21 protein-coding genes are annotated in these 21,215 nt (G+C 70.0%); 12 read left to right on the plus strand and 9 right to left on the minus strand.

Annotated features, from left to right (window positions below; genetic code table 11):
- Window positions 1–74: 74 nt before the first annotated feature.
- The 8 genes from ACTZQ5_RS08165 to ACTZQ5_RS08200 form a co-directional block, all read right to left on the minus strand.
- A complete protein-coding gene (locus tag ACTZQ5_RS08165) occupies window positions 75–500 on the minus strand; it encodes a hypothetical protein (RefSeq protein WP_443584679.1) in 426 nt (141 codons plus the stop codon).
- A 290-nt stretch (window positions 501–790) separates the two neighbouring features.
- Window positions 791–1,483: a phosphate regulon transcriptional regulator PhoB gene (gene phoB / locus ACTZQ5_RS08170; RefSeq protein ID WP_443584680.1), complete on the minus strand. Its 693-nt coding sequence runs from the start codon at window positions 1,481–1,483 to the stop codon at window positions 791–793.
- Window positions 1,483–2,193 (minus strand): phosphate signaling complex protein PhoU, encoded by a 711-nt coding sequence (phoU, locus tag ACTZQ5_RS08175; protein WP_443584681.1) that lies wholly within the window; start codon window positions 2,191–2,193, stop codon window positions 1,483–1,485. Before phoU ends, phoB begins: the two co-directional genes overlap by 1 nt.
- Window positions 2,186–2,932, minus strand: coding sequence for a phosphate ABC transporter ATP-binding protein PstB (gene pstB, locus ACTZQ5_RS08180; RefSeq protein WP_443584918.1), 747 nt, complete (start codon window positions 2,930–2,932; stop codon window positions 2,186–2,188). Before pstB ends, phoU begins: the two co-directional genes overlap by 8 nt.
- Before the next feature lie 20 nt (window positions 2,933–2,952).
- Window positions 2,953–4,209, minus strand: coding sequence for a phosphate ABC transporter permease PstA (gene pstA, locus ACTZQ5_RS08185; protein WP_443584682.1), 1,257 nt, complete (start codon window positions 4,207–4,209; stop codon window positions 2,953–2,955).
- A complete protein-coding gene (gene pstC, locus ACTZQ5_RS08190) occupies window positions 4,202–5,578 on the minus strand; it encodes a phosphate ABC transporter permease subunit PstC (RefSeq protein ID WP_443584683.1) in 1,377 nt (458 codons plus the stop codon). Before pstC ends, pstA begins: the two co-directional genes overlap by 8 nt.
- Window positions 5,575–6,615 (minus strand): substrate-binding domain-containing protein, encoded by a 1,041-nt coding sequence (locus tag ACTZQ5_RS08195; RefSeq protein ID WP_443584684.1) that lies wholly within the window; start codon window positions 6,613–6,615, stop codon window positions 5,575–5,577. The genes pstC and ACTZQ5_RS08195 overlap by 4 nt, the downstream gene beginning before the upstream one ends.
- A gap of 55 nt (window positions 6,616–6,670) precedes the next feature.
- Entirely contained in the window at window positions 6,671–7,897 is a 1,227-nt protein-coding gene (locus tag ACTZQ5_RS08200) for an ATP-binding protein (protein WP_443584685.1), read from the minus strand.
- A 137-nt stretch (window positions 7,898–8,034) separates the two neighbouring features.
- Here ACTZQ5_RS08200 and ACTZQ5_RS08205 point away from each other — a divergent pair, with 137 nt between their 5' ends.
- The 4 genes from ACTZQ5_RS08205 to ACTZQ5_RS08220 are packed head-to-tail and all read left to right on the plus strand — an operon-like array spanning window position 8,035 to window position 10,550.
- On the plus strand, window positions 8,035–8,454 hold the full coding sequence (locus tag ACTZQ5_RS08205; RefSeq protein ID WP_443584686.1) for a hypothetical protein: 420 nt from the start codon (window positions 8,035–8,037) through the stop codon (window positions 8,452–8,454).
- A 43-nt stretch (window positions 8,455–8,497) separates the two neighbouring features.
- Window positions 8,498–8,725: an HPr-rel-A system PqqD family peptide chaperone gene (locus ACTZQ5_RS08210; RefSeq protein WP_443584687.1), complete on the plus strand. Its 228-nt coding sequence runs from the start codon at window positions 8,498–8,500 to the stop codon at window positions 8,723–8,725.
- Window positions 8,722–9,576 carry an HprK-related kinase A gene (locus ACTZQ5_RS08215; RefSeq protein WP_443584688.1) on the plus strand — a complete coding sequence of 285 codons (855 nt, stop codon included), beginning with the start codon at window positions 8,722–8,724 and terminating at the stop codon, window positions 9,574–9,576. Before ACTZQ5_RS08210 ends, ACTZQ5_RS08215 begins: the two co-directional genes overlap by 4 nt.
- Complete coding sequence (locus tag ACTZQ5_RS08220) at window positions 9,561–10,550, plus strand: nucleotidyltransferase domain-containing protein (RefSeq protein WP_443584689.1); 990 nt, start codon at window positions 9,561–9,563, stop codon at window positions 10,548–10,550. The genes ACTZQ5_RS08215 and ACTZQ5_RS08220 overlap by 16 nt, the downstream gene beginning before the upstream one ends.
- A gap of 40 nt (window positions 10,551–10,590) precedes the next feature.
- Here the strand turns inward: ACTZQ5_RS08220 and ACTZQ5_RS08225 are convergent, their stop codons facing one another.
- A complete protein-coding gene (locus ACTZQ5_RS08225; RefSeq protein WP_443584690.1) occupies window positions 10,591–11,283 on the minus strand; it encodes an HAD-IA family hydrolase in 693 nt (230 codons plus the stop codon).
- 62 nt (window positions 11,284–11,345) lie between these two features.
- Between ACTZQ5_RS08225 and glmU the strand changes: the two genes are divergently transcribed.
- From glmU to ACTZQ5_RS08265, 8 genes are read left to right on the plus strand one after another with little or no spacing between them, the layout of a single operon-like run.
- Window positions 11,346–12,698: a bifunctional UDP-N-acetylglucosamine diphosphorylase/glucosamine-1-phosphate N-acetyltransferase GlmU gene (gene glmU, locus ACTZQ5_RS08230; RefSeq protein WP_443584691.1), complete on the plus strand. Its 1,353-nt coding sequence runs from the start codon at window positions 11,346–11,348 to the stop codon at window positions 12,696–12,698.
- A 25-nt stretch (window positions 12,699–12,723) separates the two neighbouring features.
- Window positions 12,724–13,047, plus strand: a complete 324-nt coding sequence (locus ACTZQ5_RS08235) for a CopG family transcriptional regulator (RefSeq protein ID WP_443584692.1) — start codon at window positions 12,724–12,726, stop codon at window positions 13,045–13,047.
- Window positions 13,044–13,418: a PIN domain-containing protein gene (locus ACTZQ5_RS08240; RefSeq protein ID WP_443584693.1), complete on the plus strand. Its 375-nt coding sequence runs from the start codon at window positions 13,044–13,046 to the stop codon at window positions 13,416–13,418. Before ACTZQ5_RS08235 ends, ACTZQ5_RS08240 begins: the two co-directional genes overlap by 4 nt.
- A 10-nt stretch (window positions 13,419–13,428) precedes the next feature.
- Window positions 13,429–15,252 carry a glutamine--fructose-6-phosphate transaminase (isomerizing) gene (gene glmS / locus ACTZQ5_RS08245; RefSeq protein WP_443584694.1) on the plus strand — a complete coding sequence of 608 codons (1,824 nt, stop codon included), beginning with the start codon at window positions 13,429–13,431 and terminating at the stop codon, window positions 15,250–15,252.
- A 14-nt stretch (window positions 15,253–15,266) separates the two neighbouring features.
- On the plus strand, window positions 15,267–16,442 hold the full coding sequence (locus ACTZQ5_RS08250; RefSeq protein ID WP_443584919.1) for an FAD-dependent oxidoreductase: 1,176 nt from the start codon (window positions 15,267–15,269) through the stop codon (window positions 16,440–16,442).
- 45 nt (window positions 16,443–16,487) lie between these two features.
- Window positions 16,488–17,402, plus strand: coding sequence for an ROK family protein (locus ACTZQ5_RS08255; protein ID WP_443584695.1), 915 nt, complete (start codon window positions 16,488–16,490; stop codon window positions 17,400–17,402).
- A gap of 48 nt (window positions 17,403–17,450) precedes the next feature.
- The gene (locus tag ACTZQ5_RS08260) at window positions 17,451–19,349 is read left to right on the plus strand and encodes an EAL domain-containing protein (RefSeq protein WP_443584696.1); all 1,899 of its coding nucleotides are present in this window, start codon (window positions 17,451–17,453) and stop codon (window positions 19,347–19,349) included.
- On the plus strand, window positions 19,349–21,208 hold the full coding sequence (locus tag ACTZQ5_RS08265; RefSeq protein ID WP_443584697.1) for a CHASE4 domain-containing protein: 1,860 nt from the start codon (window positions 19,349–19,351) through the stop codon (window positions 21,206–21,208). The genes ACTZQ5_RS08260 and ACTZQ5_RS08265 overlap by 1 nt, the downstream gene beginning before the upstream one ends.
- Window positions 21,209–21,215: the final 7 nt, after the last annotated feature.

A 21,215-nucleotide genomic window follows, 5' to 3' on the forward strand; every position in this document is an offset into this window, starting at 1 on the left:
CTCTCTGTATCGTGGAGCGCCTTCCCCTATCGTTTAGGTGGCATCATGCAACCGGTGACCGGTCGCGGCGGGCGTTACTTGCCGCCGCGCTGCCGGCACTGATCGTACTGGCCCTTCTTGCAGATCGGATATTCGGCAAGCGGCGCGGGCGGCGGGAAGGCCTGGTCCGGGGTCGGCGCCGGGCGGAAGACGGGCGGCAGGTTCGAACCGGGCGTGCCGCCGGTCACGGCCGGACCGGTCGGGGCATAGCCGCCGGCCGGGGTCGCGCCACCGGTCGTCATCGGCGCCGAGCTCGACATCTGCGGCGGCGGCGCGCCCGTGGCATCGGCCGGAGCGGGAGCCGCGGCGGGATCAGCCGGCGCCGGCGCGGTCTGGTCGGCGGGCGCCGTTGCCGGATCGGCGGGCGCGGTCTGCGCGTCGGCGGGTGCCGGGGCGGGTGTGGTCTGCGCCAGCACGGGGGCGGCGACCAGGGCGGTCGCGGCCAGCAGGATGAGCTTCATCGCGGAATCTCCTTCGAAATCTCATGCGTCGATCAGCATCAACGCTCCGGCCCAACGCCCCAATGCGGACTTTTATCCATCGTTTCGACAGCGATTCAATTCACGCGGATGATTTAGGACCAGTCGACATTCGATCCTCCCCCGCCAGGGGGAGGTGGCAGGCGTAGCCTGACGGAGGGGGAGGTAAGCGACGACCAGCGTTGGGAGTCCTCCCCCTCCGTCGCCTACGGCGCCACCTCCCCCTGGCGGGGGGGATGAAGAGGATCCCTCATCTTGAATGTCGATCAGTCCTAGGCGCCTGAATCGAGCGAATATCCTGCGGATCGCACGGTGCGGATCAGGTCGGGCCGGTTGCCGATGTTGATCGCCTTGCGCAGGCGGCGGATATGGACGTCGACGGTGCGGCTCTCGATATCGCTGTCGTGGCCCCAGACGGCGTCGAGCAGGCGTTCCCGGCTGAACACCCAGCCGGGATGTTCGAGAAAATGCTTGAGCAGGCGGAATTCGGTCGGGCCGAGCGGCACGACCTCGCCCGAGCGGCGCACCTTGTGCCCCACCGTGTCCATCTCGATGTCGTCATAGGTCAGTGCCTCGCCGGCGAGCGCGGGGCGCACCCGGCGCAGCACCGCGCTGACGCGCGCGACGAGTTCGCGTGGGGAGAAGGGCTTGGTGACGTAATCGTCGGCGCCCGTTTCCAGCCCGCGGATACGGTCTTCCTCTTCGCCGCGCGCGGTCAGCATGATGATCGGCACGTTCTGCGTCTCGCTCATGCGGCGCAGGCGGCGGCACACCTCGATGCCCGACAGCCCCTCGACCATCCAGTCGAGCAGCACGATGTCGGGTGCCTTCTCCTTGGCGAGCAGCAGTGCCTCCTCACCGTCGGGCGTGTGCGCGACGTCGAAATCCTCGCGCTTGAAATGGTAGATCAGCAGTTCGGCGAGGGCGGCATCGTCCTCGACCAGCAGCATGGATGCGCGTGCCATCAGCGTTCGTCCTCTGGGGTGAGGCCGCCGCGGTCGCGGTCGGCCATCTGGGTTCCGGTTGCGGCGAAATAGACCATCTCGGCGACGTTGGTGGCGTGGTCGCCGATCCGCTCCAGGTTCTTGGCGACGAACAGCAGGTGGGCGACCTGGCTGATCGTGCGCGGGTTCTCGACCATGTAGGTGACGAGGGTGCGGAAGATGCTGTCGTAGAAATCGTCCAGTGCGGCGTCGCTCTCCACCACGCGCAGCGCCGCCTCCGGATCGCGTGCGGCGAAGGCGTCGAGCGCGCGGCGCACCATGTCGCTCGCCATGCGCGCCATGGAGGGGAGCAGCGACAGCGGCTCGATGCGATGTTCGCCGCCTTCGCCAGGATCGGCGATCAGGGGAACGCGCTTGGCGATGTTCTTGGCATAGTCTCCGATCCGCTCGACGACGGCGGCGATCTTCAGCGCGGCGACGACCTCGCGCAGGTCGACCGCCATCGGCGCGCGCAGGGCGATGATGCGCACGGCGAGCCGCTCCACCTCCGCCTCGATCGTGTCGATCGCCTTGTCGTCGGCTCGGACGCGGGCGGCGAGCGCGGGATCGGGCCGCTGCAACGCCTGCATCGCCTGGCCGATCGCATCCTCGGCGAGGCCCCCCATCTGCGAGATCAGGCCCCTCAGCAGGCCGATATCGGCGTCGAACGCCTTGACGGTGTGGTCAACCATAACGCCCCGTGATGTAGTCGCGGGTGCGTTCTTCCCGCGGGTTGGTGAAGAGGTCGCTGGTCGCGCCGAATTCGACGAGCTGCCCCAGGTGGAAGAAGGCGGTCTGCTGCGACACGCGCGCCGCCTGCTGCATGTTGTGCGTCACGATGACGATGGCGTAGCGGCCCTTCAGCTCGTGGATCAGCTCCTCGATCTTGGCGGTGGCGATCGGGTCCAGCGCGCTGCACGGTTCGTCCATCAGGATCACCTCCGGATCGACGGCGATGGCGCGGGCGATGCACAGCCGCTGCTGCTGGCCGCCCGACAGCGCCGTGCCGCTGTCGGTCAGGCGATCCTTCACCTCGTCCCACAGGCCGGCGCGGCGCAGCGACTGTTCGACCATCCGGTCGAGGTCGGCGCGCGCCGTCGCCAGGCCGTGGATGCGCGGGCCGTAGGCGACGTTTTCGTAGATCGACTTGGGGAAGGGGTTCGGTTTCTGGAACACCATGCCGACGCGCGCGCGCAGCTGCACCACGTCCATGGCGGGCGCGTAGATATCCTCGCCGTCGAGCAGGATCTCGCCCGAGACGCGGGCCGAGGGCACGGTGTCGTTCATCCGGTTGAGCGTGCGCAGGAAGGTCGACTTGCCGCAGCCCGACGGGCCGATGAAGGCGACCACATTGTCCTGCGTCACGTCGATCGAGACATGGTCGATCGCCTGGGCGGCGCCGTAGAAGACGCTGACGTCGCGCGCCGACATCTTGGGCAGGGAGGGGGAGGTCACCAGCGGGTCTCGAATCGGTTGCGGAGGTAGATGGCGAGCGCGTTCATGGCGAGGAGCAGCACGAGCAGGACGATGATCGCCGCCGAGGTCTTTTCGACGAAGCCGCGGTTCACATCGTCGGACCACAGGAAGATCTGCACCGGCAGCACCGTGGCGGGATCGGTGAGGCGGGATGGCGGCGCCGCGATGAAGGCACGCATGCCGATCATCAGCAAAGGCGCCGTTTCGCCCAGGGCACGCGCCATGCCGATGATCGTGCCGGTGAGGATGCCCGGCAGCGCCAGCGGCAGGACATGGTCGAACACCACCTGCACCGGCGATGCGCCGACCGCGAGCGCGGCATCGCGCACCGAGGGCGGAACGGCGCGAATGGCGTTGCGGCCGGCGATGACGATCACCGGCATGGTCATCAGCGCGAGCGTCAGCCCCCCGACCAGCGGCGCCGAACGCGGCAGGTGGAAGGTGCCGAGGAACACCGCGAGCCCGAGCAGGCCGAAGATGATCGAGGGCACGGCGGCGAGATTGTTGATCGATACCTCGATCACGTCGGTCCAGCGGTTCCGCGGCGCATATTCCTCCAGGTAGAGGGCGGCGAACACGCCGATCGGAAAGGCGAGGCCGATGGTCACCGCCATGGTGAGCAACGATCCCTTGAGCGCGCCCCAGATGCCGACGCGGGTCGGATCGGTGGAGTCCGCCGCGGTGAGGAAGCGCCACGACCAGTCGATGCGGAGCACGCCGCGGGCTTGCAGGCGGGCGACGACCGCTTCTGCGGCGGGCGTGCCGTCATGCTTGGCGGCGACGTCGAGCGCGCTGGCGACGGGAACGGCGATCGTCGCGCGCGTGTGGAGCAGCGCAGGATCGCGCAGCACCGCATCGCGCACCACCAGCCAGGCGCCGTCGGACAGCAGGTCGGGGCCGCGCGGGCCATAGGCGCGGGTCGCGGCGCGATCGACGAGGCTTTCCAGCCCCGCACCGGCAAGCGCGAGGTCGGCACCGCGGCCGCGCAACCGCGCCGGCGTGACCTGCAGCCGTGCGGCGACGAAATCGATCGGCAGAGCGATGCGGGTGCTGCGGAAACCGCTCATCCCCTGCCACAGCATCGTCGCCAGCAGGAAGGCGAGGAAGCCCGCCGACAGGCAGACCGCGGCGAGCCCGAGCAGGCGGAAGCGCCGCTCGGCGGCATGGCGTCGCCGGCTGCGCCGCCGCAACGCCTCCGCCGTCCAGTCGGTGGGGAGCGGCGGGCTATTCATAGGCTTCCCGATACCGCTTCACGACGGTGAGCGCGACGACGTTGAGCGCGAGCGTGATGACGAACAGCGTGAGGCCGAGCGCGAAGGCGGCCAGCGTCTTCGCACTGTCGAACTCCGCCTCGCCGGTCAGCAGGTCGACGATCTGCTTGGTGACGGTGGTGGTGCTGGCGAAGGGATTGGCGGTGAGCGTCGCGACGCCCGAGGCCGCCATGACGACGATCATCGTCTCGCCGATCGCGCGGCTGAGCGCGAGGAGGATGCCGCCGACGACCCCGGGCAGCGCGGCGGGCAGGATCACCTTGCGGATCGTTTCCGATTGGGTCGCGCCCATCGCCAGGCTGCCGTCGCGCATCGCGGCAGGCACGGCGGCGATCGAATCGTCGGCCATCGACGAGACGAAGGGGATAATCATGATCCCCATCACCGCGCCCGCCGCCAGCGCGCTTTCCGAGGACGCGGACGCGATGCCGAGCGCGACGCCGAGTTCGCGCACCGCGGGCGCGACGGTGAGCGCGGCGAAATAGCCGTAGACGACGGTCGGCACGCCGGCGAGCATCTCCAGCACCGGCTTCATCCAGCGGCGGGTGCGCGGCTGCGCATATTGCGTCAGGTAGATCGCGCTCATCAGGCCGAAGGGGATGGCGACCGCCATCGCAATCACCGCGCCGATGAAGAAGGTGCCCCAGAACAGCGGCACCGCACCCAGGCTGGCGCCTGGATCGCGGGCGTCGATCACCTGCGGGCTCCAATGCGCGCCGAACAGGAAGTCGCCGACGTCGACGATGCGGAAGAAGCGGCCGGATTCATAGAGCAGCGATGCGACGATGCCGATGGTGGTGAGGATCGCGATCAGCGAGGCGGCGAGCAGCAGCAGCATCACGACGCGCTCGACCTGGGTACGCGCGGCGAAATCGGCACGTACGCGGGTGAAGGCGAGGATGCCGCCGGTCAGCGCGAGCAGCAGCGCGGCGGCGGTCGCGATCCAGTCGTAGCGCGCCTGCGCGGCGGCATAGGCGGGGGCGAGCCGCTGCGACAGATCGTGGAACGCGCCATAGCTGCGGCCGGCGCCGAGTTCGCGCGCCTCCGACAGGATCGAGGCGCGCTCAAAGCCGGGCGGCGGCAGCGTGGCGGCGGCGGGGGTGGCGATCACCGCATCGGTGACGAGCGCGGGCGAGGCGAGGCTCCACGCGCCGAGGAACAGCAGCGGCGGCACGAGCGCGCAGAGCGCAACGAAATAGCCGTAATGGACGGGCAATGCCGTGAACCGCGCGACGCCCGGTCGCCGGAACGTCGCCGCGCGCATCCGCGCGGCGAGCCAGCCGATCAGCGCGAGGCCGAAGACGACGAGGACGATGGCGAGCCCGCTCACGCGCCCAGCTCCGCGGGATCGAGCGGGGTCTGGCGCGCGACGATCGCCGCCGAGCGCGCGCGCACGGCGGGCGGCGCCGCGATCAGGCCGCGGCGGACGAGCGGTCCGCCCGGCCCCCAGGCGTCGGCGTAGAGAGCGAGGAAAGCCGCAAGGCCGGGAATGGCGCGCAGGTGCGCGGTCTTGACGTAGAGGTACAAGGGCCGCGAGCCGGGATAGCGGCCATCGGCGATCGTCGCATAGGTCGGCGCGACGCCATCGATCGCGACGCCGTTCACCGTGCCACGATTCTGTTCGAGGTAGCTGTAGCCGAAGACGCCGATCGCATCCGGATTGGCGGCGAGTTTCTGGACGATCAGATTGTCGTTCTCGCCCGCGTCGACATAGGCGCCGTCTTCGCGCACCCGCGTGCACAGCGCCCGGTGCGCGTCGGGATCGCGGATCGCGAGCGCTTTCGCGCGCGGGTCCACCGCCTCGCAGCCGCGGGTGAGGATCAGTTCGGCGAGCGCATCGCGGGTGCCGCTGGTCGCCGGCGGGCCATAGACCTGGATCGGCGTCGCCGGCAGCGCCGGATTGACGTCGCGCCAGGTGCGGGCGGTGTTGCGCCGGCCGCCGGGGGTGGCGGCGAGCGCGCGGTAGAGATCGGCGGGGGTCAGCGACATGCCGGGGCCGTCCTTCGCCTCGGCAAAGGCGATGCCGTCGATGCCGATCTGCACCTCCATCACGGGGCCGACGCCGTTCGCGGCGCAGGCGGCATATTCGCTGCGCTTCATGCGGCGCGAGGCGTCCTCGATATCCGGATGCCCGGCGCCGATGCCGGCGCAGAACAGCTTCATGCCCGCACCGGTGCCGGTCGATTCGATCACCGGCGCCCTGGCATCGGGATTGTTGGCGACATAGGTTTCGGCGACCAGCGTCGTGAACGGATAGACGGTGGACGAACCGACCGCGGTGATCCGGTCGCGCGAGCCGCTGCCGCCCAGCGCCTGATCCTGGCAGCCGGCGAGGCATAGTCCCATAGCCAGGAGAAGAAGGCGCATCGAATCCCCGTGAGGCGACTCGATCGCCTCTGAACCCGCCTGTGTGACGGTTCGGTTACCCTTTGATGACAGTGCCGCCGGGCGGCTCGTCCGCGGCGGGCAACGCGACCGACACGGTAGTGCCGACGCCGACCCTGCTGGCGATATCCAGCCGGCCGCGATGGCGCTCGACGATATGCTTGACGATGGCGAGGCCGAGGCCGGTGCCGCCGATGCTGCGGCTGCGCCCGGCGTCGACGCGGTAGAAACGCTCGGTGAGGCGCGGGATATGCTGGGGCGCGATGCCTTCGCCCTCGTCCGCCACGCTGACGCGCAGCAGCCCGGAGCGGTCGAGCGACAGGCTGGCACGCACGGGGGTGTCGGCGCGGCCGTATTTCATCGCGTTGCCGATGAGGTTGTGCAGCAACTGCGACAATTGCGCCTCGTCGCCGATCACCTGCGGCAGGTCGGGATCGATGGCGATGCCGACGTCGGCGGCGCGCGGGCTGCCGGCCGCCCGGATTTCGGCGGCGACGTCCTCCAGCAGTTCGCCGAGGTCGAGCCGGTCGCCGGGCAGGCGGTATTTCTCCGCCTCGATGCGGGAGAGCGAGATCAGGTCCTCGACCAGCCGCTGCATCCGCTGCGCCTCGGCGAACATCACCTGGAGGAAGCGGGTACGAAGGCCCGGATCCTCGCCCGCTTCGTCGCTCAGCGTCTCGATGAAGCCGAGGATCGAGGCGAGCGGCGTGCGCAGTTCATGGCTGGCGTTGGCGACGAAATCGACGCGCATTTTCTCCGCGGCGTGATTGCCCGACTGATCGACGAGGTGGACGATGCGCGCGCCGTCGGCGGTCTCACCGGTGCGCATCTCCCAATGCTGATCGGGCGAACCGAGGCCGACGAGCTCCACCGGACGATCGGGCAGCGGCGCTGCCGAACTCAGTCGGTCGGCGGCGGCGGGATGGCGGATGGCGACGCGCACGTCCTCCCCGACGATGTGCCGGCCGAGCAGCGCCCTCGCCGCCGTGTTGGCGCAGGTGACGATGCCGCCGCGCACCAGCAGCACCGGCTCGGCGATCACGTCCAGCACCTCGGCGAGCAGCAGCGTGGCGTCCGGGCCGCTCTGGCCCGCCGCGGCTTCGCCATCGTCGCCGCGGCCCAGCGCGGCGAGCGCCGCGGCGATCGCGCCGACCAGTGCCACCGCCGCCCCGTCCGGCCGCCCGTCGACCGCCAGCACGCCGATGCCGACGCCGAGCGCGATGGCCAGCGCGCCGCTCAATCGTCGGACGAATCGGGAGGTCATGCGCGCCTCGCTAGCCGAGGTTGCGTGCGAAGGGCAGGGGGCAGTCGATTCCGGCTTGGCCCGTCCCGCAGCGGTACGAGTCAGGCGCTTGCCAGTGGTTAGCGAATGTGAAACTCAGCGTCGGCTAGCAGGGGGCGATGAGCGACGAGATGCCGACCAACGGCCACGACCAGACCGAGGCGGCCGATGCCGTGCCGTCGCGGCGGCGCATGCTGATGCTGGGCGCGGTGAGCGCGGGAGCGGTGGTGTCGATCCGCCCGGCACTGGCGCAGACGGCGGGATCGGTGATGACCTGCGAGATCCCGGTGCCCGACATGGGCCGGGCGGGGCAGTTCATCGATCCGGCCGGCAATGTCGTCGCCGCCGGAACCAAGGGCGCCTTTCCGCCGGCATCGCGGCCGTTCAAGGGCGAAGAGGTGAAGCGCGCGCTGGCCGGCGCGCAGCTGCCCGGCACGACCTACGACAGCAATCGCGCCTATGTGAGCTATATCCGCCGGTTGCAGCGCGGGCAGGGCGGCTTCACCTGCTTTGCCTCCTTGCAGATGCCCCGCGGCTGAGGCGGTGCGCTATCGCGCGCCAGGGGGGGAGGCGCTGCTGAGCGTGGAGCTCGATGCCTTCGTCGCGCTGTTCCACCGCCCGTCCGGGATCACGCATCTGCTGGCCAGTCCGGCGCCCGAGATCCTGGCCGTGCTGGCCGAGGAGCCGCTGGCCGCCGACGCGCTGCTCGCGCGGCTCGGTGAACGGTTCGACCTGGCCGATGCGAACCGCGCGGCGTTGCTCGCGCGGCTCGATGAACTGGTCGTCGCCGGCCTGGTCGAAGCGGCATGAAGCACGTCTTCTGCGTGCGGATCGGGCCGATCGGTTTCCGTGTCGGCAGCGACTGGCCTGAGCCGATCGCGCTGCTGCGCGAACTCTACCGCTATTATCCCGCGCCCAATCTGCCCGATTTCACCGTTCGGCTGGAGGCGACGCGGCCGTGGCGCCGCTGGGTGCGGCCGTCGATCCGCATCGCCGGCGACTACATCCTGCCGGAGGCGGCACCGCTGCCGCTCGCGCAGGGCCTGCTCGCCGCCGAAATGGGGATGAACCTGCAGCTGGCGCTGGGCGGGCGCCGCTATCTCTTGCTGCATGCCTCATGCGTCGAGCGTGACGGGCGGGCGCTGCTGATGACCGGGGAATCGGGGGCAGGCAAATCCACGCTGGCGACGCTGTTGGCGGCCCGCGGCTGGCGGTTCATGGGCGACGAGTTCGCGCTGATCGATCCGGAGACGGGGCTGGTCCACGCCTTTCCCCGGCTGGTCAGCCTGAAGAATGCCGGCATCGCCGCCGCGGTCGCGGCGCGGCCGGAGGCGCGGCTCGGACCGCTGCTCGCCGGCACCCCCAAGGGCGATATCCGCCACATGGTGCCCGACGCGATCGCGGTCGGGGCGATGGACGAGCCGGCGGAGCCGGCGCTGCTGCTCTATCCGCGGCACGGCTTCGCCGCCGACGTGCGGCCGGTGCGGGCGAGCGAATCCTTCGTGCGGCTGACCCAGGCGTCGACCAATTACGTCGCGATGGGCGAGGCCGGGTTCGACGCGCTGGCGCGGCTGGTGAGGCGCGCGCCCGCGCACGCGATCGACTATCCCGACGGCGCGTCGGCGGTTCGCCAGGTGGAGGCGCTGTGGCAGACGCTCTGACCCTGGCGCAGGCGCTGGCCGAGCCGACCAGCCTGGCGCTCGACACCGACTGGACCGGCCTCATCACCGCCGCGCGGGCCGAACAGCTGCTGGGCACGCTCGCCTACCGGCTCGACGGGCTGCCGCTGCCCGAGGACGTCGCGCAGCTGTTCGCCGACGCCCGCGCCGCGGCGGAGAACGGGCGCCGCGCCGCCTTGTGGGAAGCCGAGATGGCACGCCGGGCGCTGGCGCCGCTGGGGTGTCCGGTCGTGCTGCTGAAGGGCACGGCGTTCGTCGCGGCGGGGCTGCTCGCCGGACGGGGGCGGTCGATCGGCGATCTCGACATCCTGGTGCCGCGTGCGTCGCTCGATGCGGTGGAGGCGGCGCTGATCGCGGCGGGATGGGAGTGGGTGAAGCCCGATCCGTACGACGATGCCTATTACCGCCGCTGGATGCACGAGCTGCCGCCGCTGATCCATCGCACGCGCGACCGGATGATCGACGTCCACCATACCATCCTGCCGCTGACCGCGCGGGTGACCCCTGACGCCGATGCGCTGATCGCCGCAGCGCGGCCGCTGGGCAATGGCCTGTCGGTGCTATCGCCGACGGACATGATCGTGCACGCCGCCGCGCATCTGCTGGCGGACGGCGATCTTGCCGGCGGCCTGCGCAACCTGTGGGACATCCACTGCCTGATCGAGGAACATGGCACCGCCGGGCTCGACGAACGCGCGGCGCACCACGGCCTCTCGCGCGAGGCGGCGCGGGCGCAGCGGCTCAGCCACCGCCTGTTCGCGACACCCGTTGCGCCCGAGCACCGCGGTCTGCGATCGTTCGACCGGCTGTACCTGCGGCGCCTGCTCGCCCGCGACGACTGGGGCCGCCCGATCCGGCCGTTCATCCGCTTCGCGTTCTACGTCCGCTCGCACTGGCTGCGCATGCCGCCTGCCATGCTGACGCGGCACCTCTGGACCAAGTGGCGGCGCGGCTAGGATATTGCGTGCATTGGGGGATCATTCCCGCCGTTACAGGTCAGGATGGTCGCCCGCCGCTCAGCCGCTCCAGCGTCGAGATCAGTTCGGCATAGCCGTCGATCACCGCATCGGCGCCCAGGTCCTCGACCGGCTGCATCAGGAAGCCGAAGGAGCAGGCGATCGTCGGCAGGCCGGCGGCCTGCCCGGCGCGGATGTCGAAGATCGAATCGCCGACGAACGCCGCGCGGCCGCCGCCGCAGCGGGCGAGCATCTCGTAGATCGGCTTGGGGCTCGGCTTGGCGTTGCCTGGTCCCATCGTGTCGCCGCCGATGATGCAGGCGAAGCGCTGCGTCAGGCCGAGCGCGTCCAGCACCTTGCGCGCCAATCCTTCCAACTTGTTGGTGACCACCGCCAGCCGCGCGCCGCGCGCGGCGAGGGCGTCGAGCGCGTCGAGAGTGCCGGGGTAGGGCTGCGTCAGGACGGCGATGTTCGCCTCGTAATGGGCCAGCAGGCGCCGGTGCAGCACGTCGAGCGTCGCGTCGTCGCAGCCGCCGGTCGCCGCCATGCCCTGCGCCAGCATGTGGCGCGCGCCGCCGCCGATCATCGGCTTGACCTGTTCGACGGTCAGCATCGGCCGGTCGATCGAGGCGAGCGCGTGGTTGACCGCGGCGGCGAGATCGCCGCTGGTGTCGAGCAGGGTGCCGTCGAGATCGAAGCCGACGATATCGAAAGGCGATGAATTCGTTGTCATGTCGGGCGGCGGTGACGGCTCGCTATGGAAATGGCAAGCCTTCCGTGGCAGGCGGTGCCGCCATGACCACGCCGATCGCCGTCATCATCCTCGCCGCGGGCAAAGGCACGCGGATGAAATCCGACCTGCACAAGGTGCTGCACCCGATCGCGGGGCGGCCGATGCTGCTCCACCTGATCGACAGCCTCAACCGCGCCGGCGCCACCCGCCGCGTCGTGGTGGTCGGCGCCTCGGGCGAGCAGGTGGAGGCGGCGGTCGCCGCGACCGGCGTCGAGATCGCGTGGCAGCGCGAACAGCTCGGCACCGCGCATGCGGCCTTGCAGGCGAAGGCGAGCCTCGCCGATTTCGACGGCGTCGCCATCGTCTGCTTCGGCGACACGCCGTTGCTGGCGACCGACACCGTCGCGCGGCTCGCAGCCCGGCTGGAGGCGCCGGATGCGCCGACCGTCGCGGTGCTCGGTTTCCGCCCCGCCGACGCGCGTGCCTATGGCCGGATCGTCGCGTCCGCCGACGGCACCATCGCCAAGATGGTCGAGTTCAAGGATGCGAGTGCCGAGGAGCGCGCCGTCGACCTGTGCAATTCGGGCGTCACCGCGGTGCGCACCCGCGACCTGTGGCGGCTGCTGGAGGCGGTCGGCAACGACAATGCGGCCGGCGAATATTATCTGCCCGACGTGGTGACGCTCGCCATCGCCGAGGGCGGCCGCGCGGTGGCGATCGAGACGGGCGAGGACGAGGTTGCCGGGATCAACAGCCGCGGCGAACTGGCGGCGGTGGAGGCCGGCTGGCAGGCGGCGCGGCGGCTGGCGGCGATGGCCGATGGCGCGACGCTGATCGCGCCCGAGACGGTGTGGTTCAGCCACGATACCGTCGTCGGGCGGGACGTGACGATCGCGCCCAACGTGGTGTTCGGCCCCGGCGTGGCAATCGCGGACGGCGCGGTGATCCACGCCTTCAGCCATATCGAGGGCGCGACGATCGGTGCGGGGGCGGAGGTCGGCCCCTATGCCCGGCTGCGGCCGGGCGCGGCGCTCGGCGAGGGGGCCAAGGTCGGCAACTTCGTCGAGGTCAAGAAGGCGAGCGTCGGCGCGGGGGCGAAGGTGAACCACCTGTCCTACATCGGCGATGCCGACGTGGGCGCGAAGGCGAACATCGGCGCGGGCACGATCACCTGCAATTACGACGGCTTCTTTAAATACAGGACGACGATCGGGGCGGGGGCCTTCGTCGGCTCGAACTCCGCGCTGGTCGCGCCGGTGGCGATCGGGGCGGGCGCAATCGTCGCGGCGGGATCGGTAGTGACGCAGGACGTCCCCGCCGACGCGCTCGCGCTGGTCCGCCCGGCGCAGGTCGCCAAGCCCGGCTGGGCCGCGCGCTTCCGCCAGCAGATGGCGGCGCGCAAGGCTGGCAAGTGATATCATCGCGTGATATCGTGCTTCCATGCGCACGCTGATCGATATCCCTGAGGAGGACATGCGGTGGCTGGACAATCGCGCCGTCATCGAGGGCAAGTCTCGTGCCGCGGTGGTTCGCGACGCAGTGGCCAAGTATCGCACGGCGAGCACGAGTGAGGGCATAGAACAGGCATTCGGCCTGTGGCGCGATCGGGACGACATCGGTGACTCGGTCGCATGGCAGCGGCGCATGCGTGCGGAATGGACGCGCCCTTGGGACGAGGATTACGATTCCGTCCGGGCCGAGTTCCCCGACCTGTTCGATGCGGAGGACGATCGCGAACGCGAATATTGGCGGACGCGTAAGTGAACGAGGCATCGTTCGACAGCAATATCCTGATCGACGCGCTGAATGGCGATCGACGGGCGCGCCTGGAGTTGATCCGGACGGAACGGCGTTGGATCAGCCGCGTCACCTGGATCGAGGTGATGTCGAAGGTGCGTTCGGAGGAGGAGGCCACGATGGCGCTCTTCTTTGAAGATTTTCTGATCGAAGAAATGACCATACCGATCGCGCGGCGGGCGGCTGCCCTGCGGTTCGAACGACCCAAGCTGAAGCTGCCGGATGCCGTGATCCATGCGTCCGCGCTGCTCGGCAACCGCATCCTCGTGACACGCAATACACGGGATTTCCCGAGCGACATGCCCGGCATCCGTGTCCCCTACACTCTTCATTCCTAAGGCCAGTCTCATGTGTGGAATCGTTGGAATCGTCGGTGCGGAAGATGTGGCCGATCGCCTGCTCGATGGGCTCAAGCGTCTGGAATATCGCGGCTACGATTCGGCGGGCATCGCCACCGATCATGACGGCGGCATCGAGCGGCGGCGGGCGTCAGGCAAGCTCGTCAACCTTGCCAGTGAGCTCGCCGCGCATCCGCTGCCCGGCACCACCGGCATCGCGCACACCCGCTGGGCGACGCATGGCGGACCGACGACCAACAACGCCCATCCGCATGCGACCGACGAGGTCGCGGTGGTGCACAACGGCATCATCGAGAACTTCAAGCCGCTGCGCGACGAACTGATCGCGCGCGGGCGCATCTTCACCAGCGAGACGGATACGGAGGTGGTCGCCCATCTCATCAGCGAAAAGGTCGAGGCGGGCATCGAACCCGCCGCGGCGGTGCGCGAGGTGCTGCCGCGCCTGCACGGGGCGTTCGCGCTCGCCATCCTGTTCCGCAAGCATCCCGAACTGCTGATCGGCGCCCGGCTGGGCTCGCCGCTGGTCGTCGGCCATGGCGATGGCGAAACCTACCTGGGCTCGGACGCGCTGGCGCTGGCGCCCCTCACCCAGCGGATCGCCTATCTGGAAGAGGGCGACTGGGTCGTCTGTACGAAAGAAGGCGCCGAGGTCTACGACCGCGACAATCATCCGGTCGAACGGCCGGTCACCATCTCTGGCGTGACCGGTGAACTCATCAGCAAGGGCAATCACCGCCACTACATGCTGAAGGAGATCTACGAACAGCCGATCGTCGTCGCCCAGACGCTGCGTTCGTACCTGCAGCGCATGGAGGATCGGGTGACGTTGCCGATCCCCGACTTCGATCTGGCGGGGATCAAGCGCGTCACCATCGTCGCCTGCGGAACCAGCTTCTATGCCGGCATGGTCGCCAAATATTGGTTCGAGCAGTTCGCGCGGGTGCCGGTCGACCTCGATGTCGCATCCGAATTCCGGTACCGCGCGCCGGTGATGGAGCCGGGCGGGCTGATGATCGTCATCAGCCAGTCGGGTGAAACCGCCGATACGCTGGCCGCGCTGCGCCACGCCAAGTCGGAGGGGCAGACGATCGCCGCGGTGGTCAACGTGCCGACCAGCAGCATGGCGCGCGAGGCGGACCTGCTGCTGCCGACGCACGCCGGGCCGGAGATCGGCGTCGCCTCCACCAAGGCGTTCACCTGCCAGCTCGCGGTGCTCGCCGCGCTCGCCGCCAACCTCGCCCGTGCCAAGGGCAAGCTGAAGGATGGCGAGGAGCGCGAGATCGTCCGTCACCTTGCCGAGGCGCCCGCCGCGCTCAACGGTGCGCTCGCCTATGACGAGGCGATCGCCGAAATGGCGGGCGCGGTCGCGGGGGCACGCGACGTCCTCTATCTGGGCCGCGGCACCGACTATCCGCTGGCGCTGGAAGGCGCGCTGAAGCTGAAGGAGATCAGCTACATCCACGCCGAGGGCTATGCCGCGGGCGAGATGAAGCACGGCCCGATCGCGCTGATCGACGAGAATGTGCCGGTGATCGTGATCGCGCCGTCGGGTCCGCTGTTCGACAAGACCGTCAGCAACATGCAGGAGGTGCAGGCGCGCGGCGGCAGAGTGGTGCTGATCAGCGACTATGACGGCATCCAGGCGGCGGGCGAGGGGTGCATCGCCACGATCACCATGCCCAAGGTCCATCCGCTGATCGCGCCTTTGGTCTATGCTGTGCCGGTGCAACTGCTGGCATACCATGTCGCGGTGGCGAAGGGCACGGATGTGGATCAGCCGCGGAATCTCGCAAAATCGGTGACGGTCGAATAGCCGCGCGCCACGCCATCGCGGTCGCCGGCTGCGGGCCGGCGGGGCTCGCGGCGGCGTTGCTGCTGGCGCGCGACGGACATCGCGTCACCATCGTCGAGCGTTTCGCCGCGCCGGCACCGATCGGGTCGGGACTGATGATCCAGCCGACCGGCCTTGCCGTGTTGCGGTCGCTGGGACTGGATGGCGCATTGATCGCGCGCAGCGCCCGGATCGACCGGCTGTCCGGCCAAGCAGGCGGCCGGACGGTGCTCGACGTCGCCTATGCGACGCTCGGGCAGGCCGGCCTGTGCGGGTTCGGCGTCCATCGCGCGACGCTCTTTTCCGTCCTGCACGATGCGGTGACGGCGGCAGGCATTCCGGTGGAAACCGGGCGGACGATCGCGGGCAGCGAGCCGGTCGCCGCGGGAGGGCGCCGTCTCGTCTTCGCCGACGGCACGCGATCGGCGCCGTTCGACCTGATCGTCGATGCGCTGGGCACGCGAACCCCGCTGGCGCCACCCTGCGGCCGTGCGCTGCATTATGGTGCCCTGTGGGCGAACCTCGATGCGGTACCCGGCTTTGCCGGCGATGCGCTCGAACAGCGCTACCGCCGGGCGAGCATGATGGCGGGTGTGCTGCCGATCGGGCGCCCGCCGGGCGCGGCGGCCGATCAGGTCGCCTTTTTCTGGTCGATCCGGGCCGACCGGGTGGCGGCCTGGCGACAGGCGGGCCTCGCCGCATGGCGCGACGAGGTGCAGGCGCTCTGGCCGGCGACCGCGCCGCTGCTCGAACAGATCGTCGATCCCGACTGTCTCACCTTCGCCCGCTATGCCCATCGCACGCTCTCGCGACCGGCCGGCGCGGCGATGATCCACATCGGCGATGCCTGGCATTCCGCCAGCCCGCAGCTGGGACAGGGCGCCAACATGGCGCTGCTCGATGCCTATGCGCTCGCCAAGGGCCTGCGGGAGGCCGATGGCGTCGCTGCCGGGCTGGCGGCGGCGGTGGCCCTGCGGCGCCGGCATGTCCGGCTCTATCAGGCGCTGACCGCGCTGTTCACGCCGGTCTACCAGTCGGACAGCCGGACGCTGCCGTTCGTGCGCGACAGGCTGGTGGGGCCGCTGTCGGGAACGTGGCCTGCAAACCGGATCCAGGCGGCCATGGTGAGCGGGCTGATCGGCTCGCCGCTCCGCCCGCTTGCTCTCGCCTAACCGTCCGGACTCGTCTAATCGGATGCCCCGAAGGAGAAAGCGATCGTGGTAAGCGTCCCCCCGTTGGTAGCCGGCATCGAATTGGGCGGGACCAAGATCATCTGCCTCCTCGCCCGCGGGCCGGACGCGATCGAGGATCGCGTCCAGTTGCCGACGACGCGCCCCGACGAGGCGCTGGCGGGGATCGAGCGGGTGCTGGACGGCTGGGGCACGTTCGACGCGCTCGGCATCGCGAGCTTCGGCCCGATCTCGATCGACCGCGAGTCCGCCGATTACGGCCACATCACCTCCACCCCCAAGCCGCATTGGGCGGGCACCGACGTCGCCGGCCGGCTCGGCGCGCGCTACGGCGTCCCGACCGGTTTCCACACGGACGTCGTCGGCGCGGCGCTGGCGGAGGCGCGCTGGGGAGCGGCCAGGGGCCTGCGCGACATCGCCTATGCGACGGTCGGCACCGGCATCGGCGTCGGCCTGATCGCCGGCGGCAAGCCGGTCGACGGGCTGACGCACAGCGAGTTCGGCCATATCCGTCCCGATCGCCTGCCGGGTGACGATTGGATGGGCATCTGCCCGTTCCACGGCGGCTGCCTGGAGGGGCTGGCCGCAGGCCCCGCCATCGGTGCGCGGGCGGGCAAGAAGGGCGAGGAGATCGCCGCCGACGATCCGGTGTGGGACCCGGTCGCGCACGTGCTTGGCCAGCTCTGCCACACGCTGGTGCTGACCGGGGTGCCGCGGCGGATCGTGATGGGCGGCGGCGTGATGGTCGGCAACGACCATCTGTTCCCGCGTGTCCGCGCCGCGATGGTCAAGAGCCTTGCCGGCTATATCGCGCTGCCCGATATCGCCGAGCCCGGCTTCGTCGTGCCGCCCGCCCTCGGCGGCAATGCCGGCCCCCTCGGCGCGATCGTGCTGGGGGCGCAGGCGCTGGAGGGGCAGCTGAAGTCGTTTACGACGCTTTAACCGCGTTCGCTTACGCCCTCGTCAACCATGTGAGGGAAGTTCGCACCCATGACCGTTGCCGCCCCCAAGCGCCTGCTGATCGTCGACGACGAACCGGCGATGCACGACAGCTACGCCCGCAGCTTCGCCAGCCAGCGCGGCGCGGACGAGGATGCCTTGGGAGCGATGGCGGCCGAGCTGTTCGGCGAGGAAGCGCCCGATGCCGCGGATGAGGCCGATCCGTTCGACCTGACGCATTGCCACCAGGGGCTCGACGCGGTCGCCGCCGTCGAGGCGGCGCTGGCGGCCGGCACGCCCTATGCGGTCGCCTTCATCGACGTGCGCATGCCGCCGGGGATCGACGGACGCGAGACGGCGCGGCGCATCCGGGCGCTGGACCCCGAGATCAACCTGGTCATCGTCACCGGCTTTTCCGATTTCTCGCCGATCGAGATCAGCAAGGTCGCCGGCCCGGCCGACAAGATCTTCTATATCGCCAAGCCGTTCGAGGTCGCCGAGATCGTGCAGACGGCCACGGCGCTGTCCCGCCGGTGGGAGGTGGACCGCGAACTCGCCGCCGCGCGCGCGCAGCTGGCCGCGCAGATCGTCCAGCTCGAGGAGCAGGGCGCGGAACTCGCCGCCAACGAGAGCCGCGCTATCCACATGGCAACGCACGATTCGCTGACCGATGCCCCCAATCGCCTCGCCTTCCTGCGCGCGCTGGGCGAGCGTGCCAAGCGGCCGGGGCTGTTCGCCACGGCGATGTTCGACCTCGACCGGTTCAAGATCGTCAACGATACGCTCGGCCATCTCGCCGGCGATGCGCTGATCCGCGAGGTCTGCGCCATCCTGCACGCCCATGCCCCGGAGGGGGCGGTGGTGGCGCGGCTCGGCGGTGACGAATTCGGCGTCCTGTTCGATGCGCCGGGCGAGGATGCGGCGGTGATGGCCTGCGACCGGATCGTCGCGGCCTGCACCGGCACGCATCAGGTCTTCGGCAATTCGGTGCAGAGCGGCGCGTCCGCCGGCCTCGTCGTGGTGGAGGGCGCCGGCGTGTGCGATCCCATCGACGCGCTGCGCCGTGCCGACCTGGCGCTCAACGATGCCAAGCGTGCCGGGCGCGGCGTCACCCGCCTGTTCGACGAGAGCATGGACGAAGGCATCCGCTTCCGCCGGCGCATCGAGCAGGGTCTCGCGCAGTCGGTGGCGCGCGGCGAGCTCAGCCTCGTCTACCAGCCGATCATCAGCCGCGATGCGCTGGAGGTGATCGGCTTCGAGGCGCTGGTGCGCTGGAATACCGAGGAATACGGGCCGATCAGCCCGGCGACCTTCATTCCGATCGCCGAGGAATCGAACGTCATCCACGAACTGGGCGACTGGATCCTCGACGAGGCGCTGAAGACGGTGCAGCAATTCCCCGGCCAATATGTGTCGGTGAACTTCTCGCCCCGCCAGTTCCGTCGCCACAACTTCGTCGGCCATATCATGGAAAGCGTGCAGCGTGCGGGCGTCGAGCCGGGGCGCGTGCAGATCGAGATCACCGAAACGGCGATCTTCGACGATGCGGAGCGGGCCGCCGAGACGCTCTACAAGCTGCGACAGATGGGCTTCCGCATCGCGCTGGACGATTTCGGCACCGGCTATTCCAGCCTCTACAACATCCGCAAGTTCGCGCTCGACAGCCTGAAGATCGACCGCAGCTTCATCGACGGCATGGGCCGCGAGCGCGAGAGCGCCGCCATCGTCCATTCGATCATCCATCTCGGCCGGGCGCTGGGGCTGGAGGTGATCGCCGAGGGCGTCGAGACGGAGGCGCAGGTGCAGGCGCTGCGGCTGGCCGGTGCCAGCCACCTGCAGGGCTATTTCTTCTCACGCCCCGTGTCATCGGACCTCGCGCTGGAGATCGCGCAGCAGCGCTTCTTCGGTGAGGAACCCGAGGAGGTGGCGGGCACCGGGACGCACGGCTGATGCGGCGCCCCGGGTCGGGGCGCGTTCGGGCGAGAGGCCCCGCGTCGCTCGGCGCCAAGCTGGTGCTGATCCTGACCGCGGTCGGCGCCGCCGGTGCGCTCGGCATCACGCTGCTGCTCGCGAGCGTCATCACCCCCAGTTTCCATGCGCTGGAGAGCAAGGCGATCGGCGGCCACGTCGAGCGCACCCGCGCCGCCTTGAGCGAATATGCCGCCAAGGTCGAAAATGCTGTGCGCGACTATGGCGACTGGACGCAGAGCTACGACTACATGGCGGCGCCGTCCGCCGCGTTCGAGCGCGACAGCTTTTCGCCGCTGGCGATGACCAACCTCGGCGTGCAGGGCATGGCCTATGTCCGCCCCGATGGACAAATCCAGATCGCGCGCTGGCTGGACCCCGCGACGGGGCGGGAGCGGCCGGACCTGCGCGCGGCGATGGTGCGCGTCGCGACGCATACCGACCTTCGCCGGATCGTCGGCCGCAGCAATTCGGGGCATTTCTATGCGCGCCTCGGGCCGGTCGTCGCGGCGGTAGGCGTGGCGCAGGTGCGCCGCTCCGACGGGACGGGCGCGTCGCGCGGCTATGTGCTGATGGCGCGGCAGATCACCTCCCGCCAGCTGTCGGACCTGTTGCAGCTCGATGCGCGGATCGACCTCAACGTCACCGGCGACCACGAACGCGTCGCCCCCGGCCGGACCATGATCGGCATCGCCGTGCCGATTCCGGGTGCCAACGGCCGGGCCGTCGCCGCCGCCCGGTTCCACATCGTGCGCGACGTGTCGCTGCTCGGCCGGCGCATGCTGTTGCTGGCGGTGGCGGGGTCGACGCTGCTGCTGCTGATCGTGCTGGTCGTGCTGCGCCGGACGATCTCGCGGCTGGTGCTGCGGCCGTTGCAGCGCGTCGAGCGCCATATGCAGCGGGTCCGCGCGTCGGGTTCGATGGCGCTGCTGGAGGATGACGGCCGGCGCGACGAGTTCGGCTCGCTCGGCCACAGCCTCAATGCCATGCTGTCGCAGCTGAAGGACCTGCGCGAACAGATCGAGGTGCAGAGCTTCGCGCTGGGGCGCACCGAGAGCGCGGTGGCGGTGATGCACAACGTGCGCAACGCGCTCAATCCGATCAGCACGATCCTGAGCCACGGCATCGCCCAGCCGCCGCCGATCGACCGGGCGACCGTGGACCGGGCGCTCGCCGAACTGGCGCTGGACGAACTGCCCGCCGGCCGCCGGGCCAAGCTGTCCGCCTTCGTCACCGCCGCACTGGCCGCCGAAGTGGCGGGACGCGAGACGATGCGCGGCGAATTGCAGGTCGGCCGCGAGGCGATGGCGCATGTGCTGGAGATCATCGGCGAACAGCAGAAGCGCGCGCACGAACGCCCGACGCTGGAACCGTGCGACCTCAGCGAGATCGTCGCGCGGAACGCCGCGATCGCGCGCTATTCGGATACCGCGTCGATCGCCTTCAGCTTCCCCGCCGAGCCGCATCATGCGTTGGCCAACCGCGTCATCCTCAGCCAGGTGATCGGCAACCTGCTGGGCAATGCCGCCGAGGCGATCGCGGCGGGCGGGCGCGACAGCGGCTCGATCGGCGTCACCATGTACCGAAACGGCGATTCGGTCTGCGTCCACATCCGCGACGATGGCGAGGGGTTCGATGCGGCGACCGGCGCGACGCTGTTTCAGCGCGGCTTCTCGACGCGCGAACACAAGTCGGGCGGCCTCGGCCTGCACTGGTGCGCCAATTCGATGAACGCGATGGAGGGCAGCCTGCGCCTGGAAAGCGAGGGGCGCGGCCGCGGCGCGGTGGCGATCCTGACGCTGCGGGCCGCCGACGTGGCGCGCCTGCCGCACGCGGCGTGAACCACGT

Origin of the sequence: Sphingomonas cellulosilytica, from assembly GCF_052321755.1 — a bacterium.
Taxonomy (GTDB): domain Bacteria; phylum Pseudomonadota; class Alphaproteobacteria; order Sphingomonadales; family Sphingomonadaceae; genus Sphingomonas.

Coding starts and splice junctions, on each gene's coding strand:
- ACTZQ5_RS08260 (WP_443584696.1), top strand. CDS start 17,451: ATGACCGTTGCCGCCCCCAAGCGCCTGCTGATCGTCGACGACGAACCG.
- phoU (WP_443584681.1), bottom strand. CDS start 2,193: ATGGTTGACCACACCGTCAAGGCGTTCGACGCCGATATCGGCCTGCTG.
- pstB (WP_443584918.1), bottom strand. CDS start 2,932: ATGTCGGCGCGCGACGTCAGCGTCTTCTACGGCGCCGCCCAGGCGATC.
- ACTZQ5_RS08215 (WP_443584688.1), top strand. CDS start 8,722: ATGAAGCACGTCTTCTGCGTGCGGATCGGGCCGATCGGTTTCCGTGTC.
- ACTZQ5_RS08205 (WP_443584686.1), top strand. CDS start 8,035: ATGAGCGACGAGATGCCGACCAACGGCCACGACCAGACCGAGGCGGCC.
- pstA (WP_443584682.1), bottom strand. CDS start 4,209: ATGAATAGCCCGCCGCTCCCCACCGACTGGACGGCGGAGGCGTTGCGG.
- ACTZQ5_RS08265 (WP_443584697.1), top strand. CDS start 19,349: ATGCGGCGCCCCGGGTCGGGGCGCGTTCGGGCGAGAGGCCCCGCGTCG.
- ACTZQ5_RS08200 (WP_443584685.1), bottom strand. CDS start 7,897: ATGACCTCCCGATTCGTCCGACGATTGAGCGGCGCGCTGGCCATCGCG.
- ACTZQ5_RS08235 (WP_443584692.1), top strand. CDS start 12,724: ATGCGCACGCTGATCGATATCCCTGAGGAGGACATGCGGTGGCTGGAC.
- glmU (WP_443584691.1), top strand. CDS start 11,346: ATGACCACGCCGATCGCCGTCATCATCCTCGCCGCGGGCAAAGGCACG.
- ACTZQ5_RS08165 (WP_443584679.1), bottom strand. CDS start 500: ATGAAGCTCATCCTGCTGGCCGCGACCGCCCTGGTCGCCGCCCCCGTG.
- ACTZQ5_RS08195 (WP_443584684.1), bottom strand. CDS start 6,615: ATGCGCCTTCTTCTCCTGGCTATGGGACTATGCCTCGCCGGCTGCCAG.
- phoB (WP_443584680.1), bottom strand. CDS start 1,483: ATGGCACGCGCATCCATGCTGCTGGTCGAGGACGATGCCGCCCTCGCC.
- ACTZQ5_RS08225 (WP_443584690.1), bottom strand. CDS start 11,283: ATGACAACGAATTCATCGCCTTTCGATATCGTCGGCTTCGATCTCGAC.
- glmS (WP_443584694.1), top strand. CDS start 13,429: ATGTGTGGAATCGTTGGAATCGTCGGTGCGGAAGATGTGGCCGATCGC.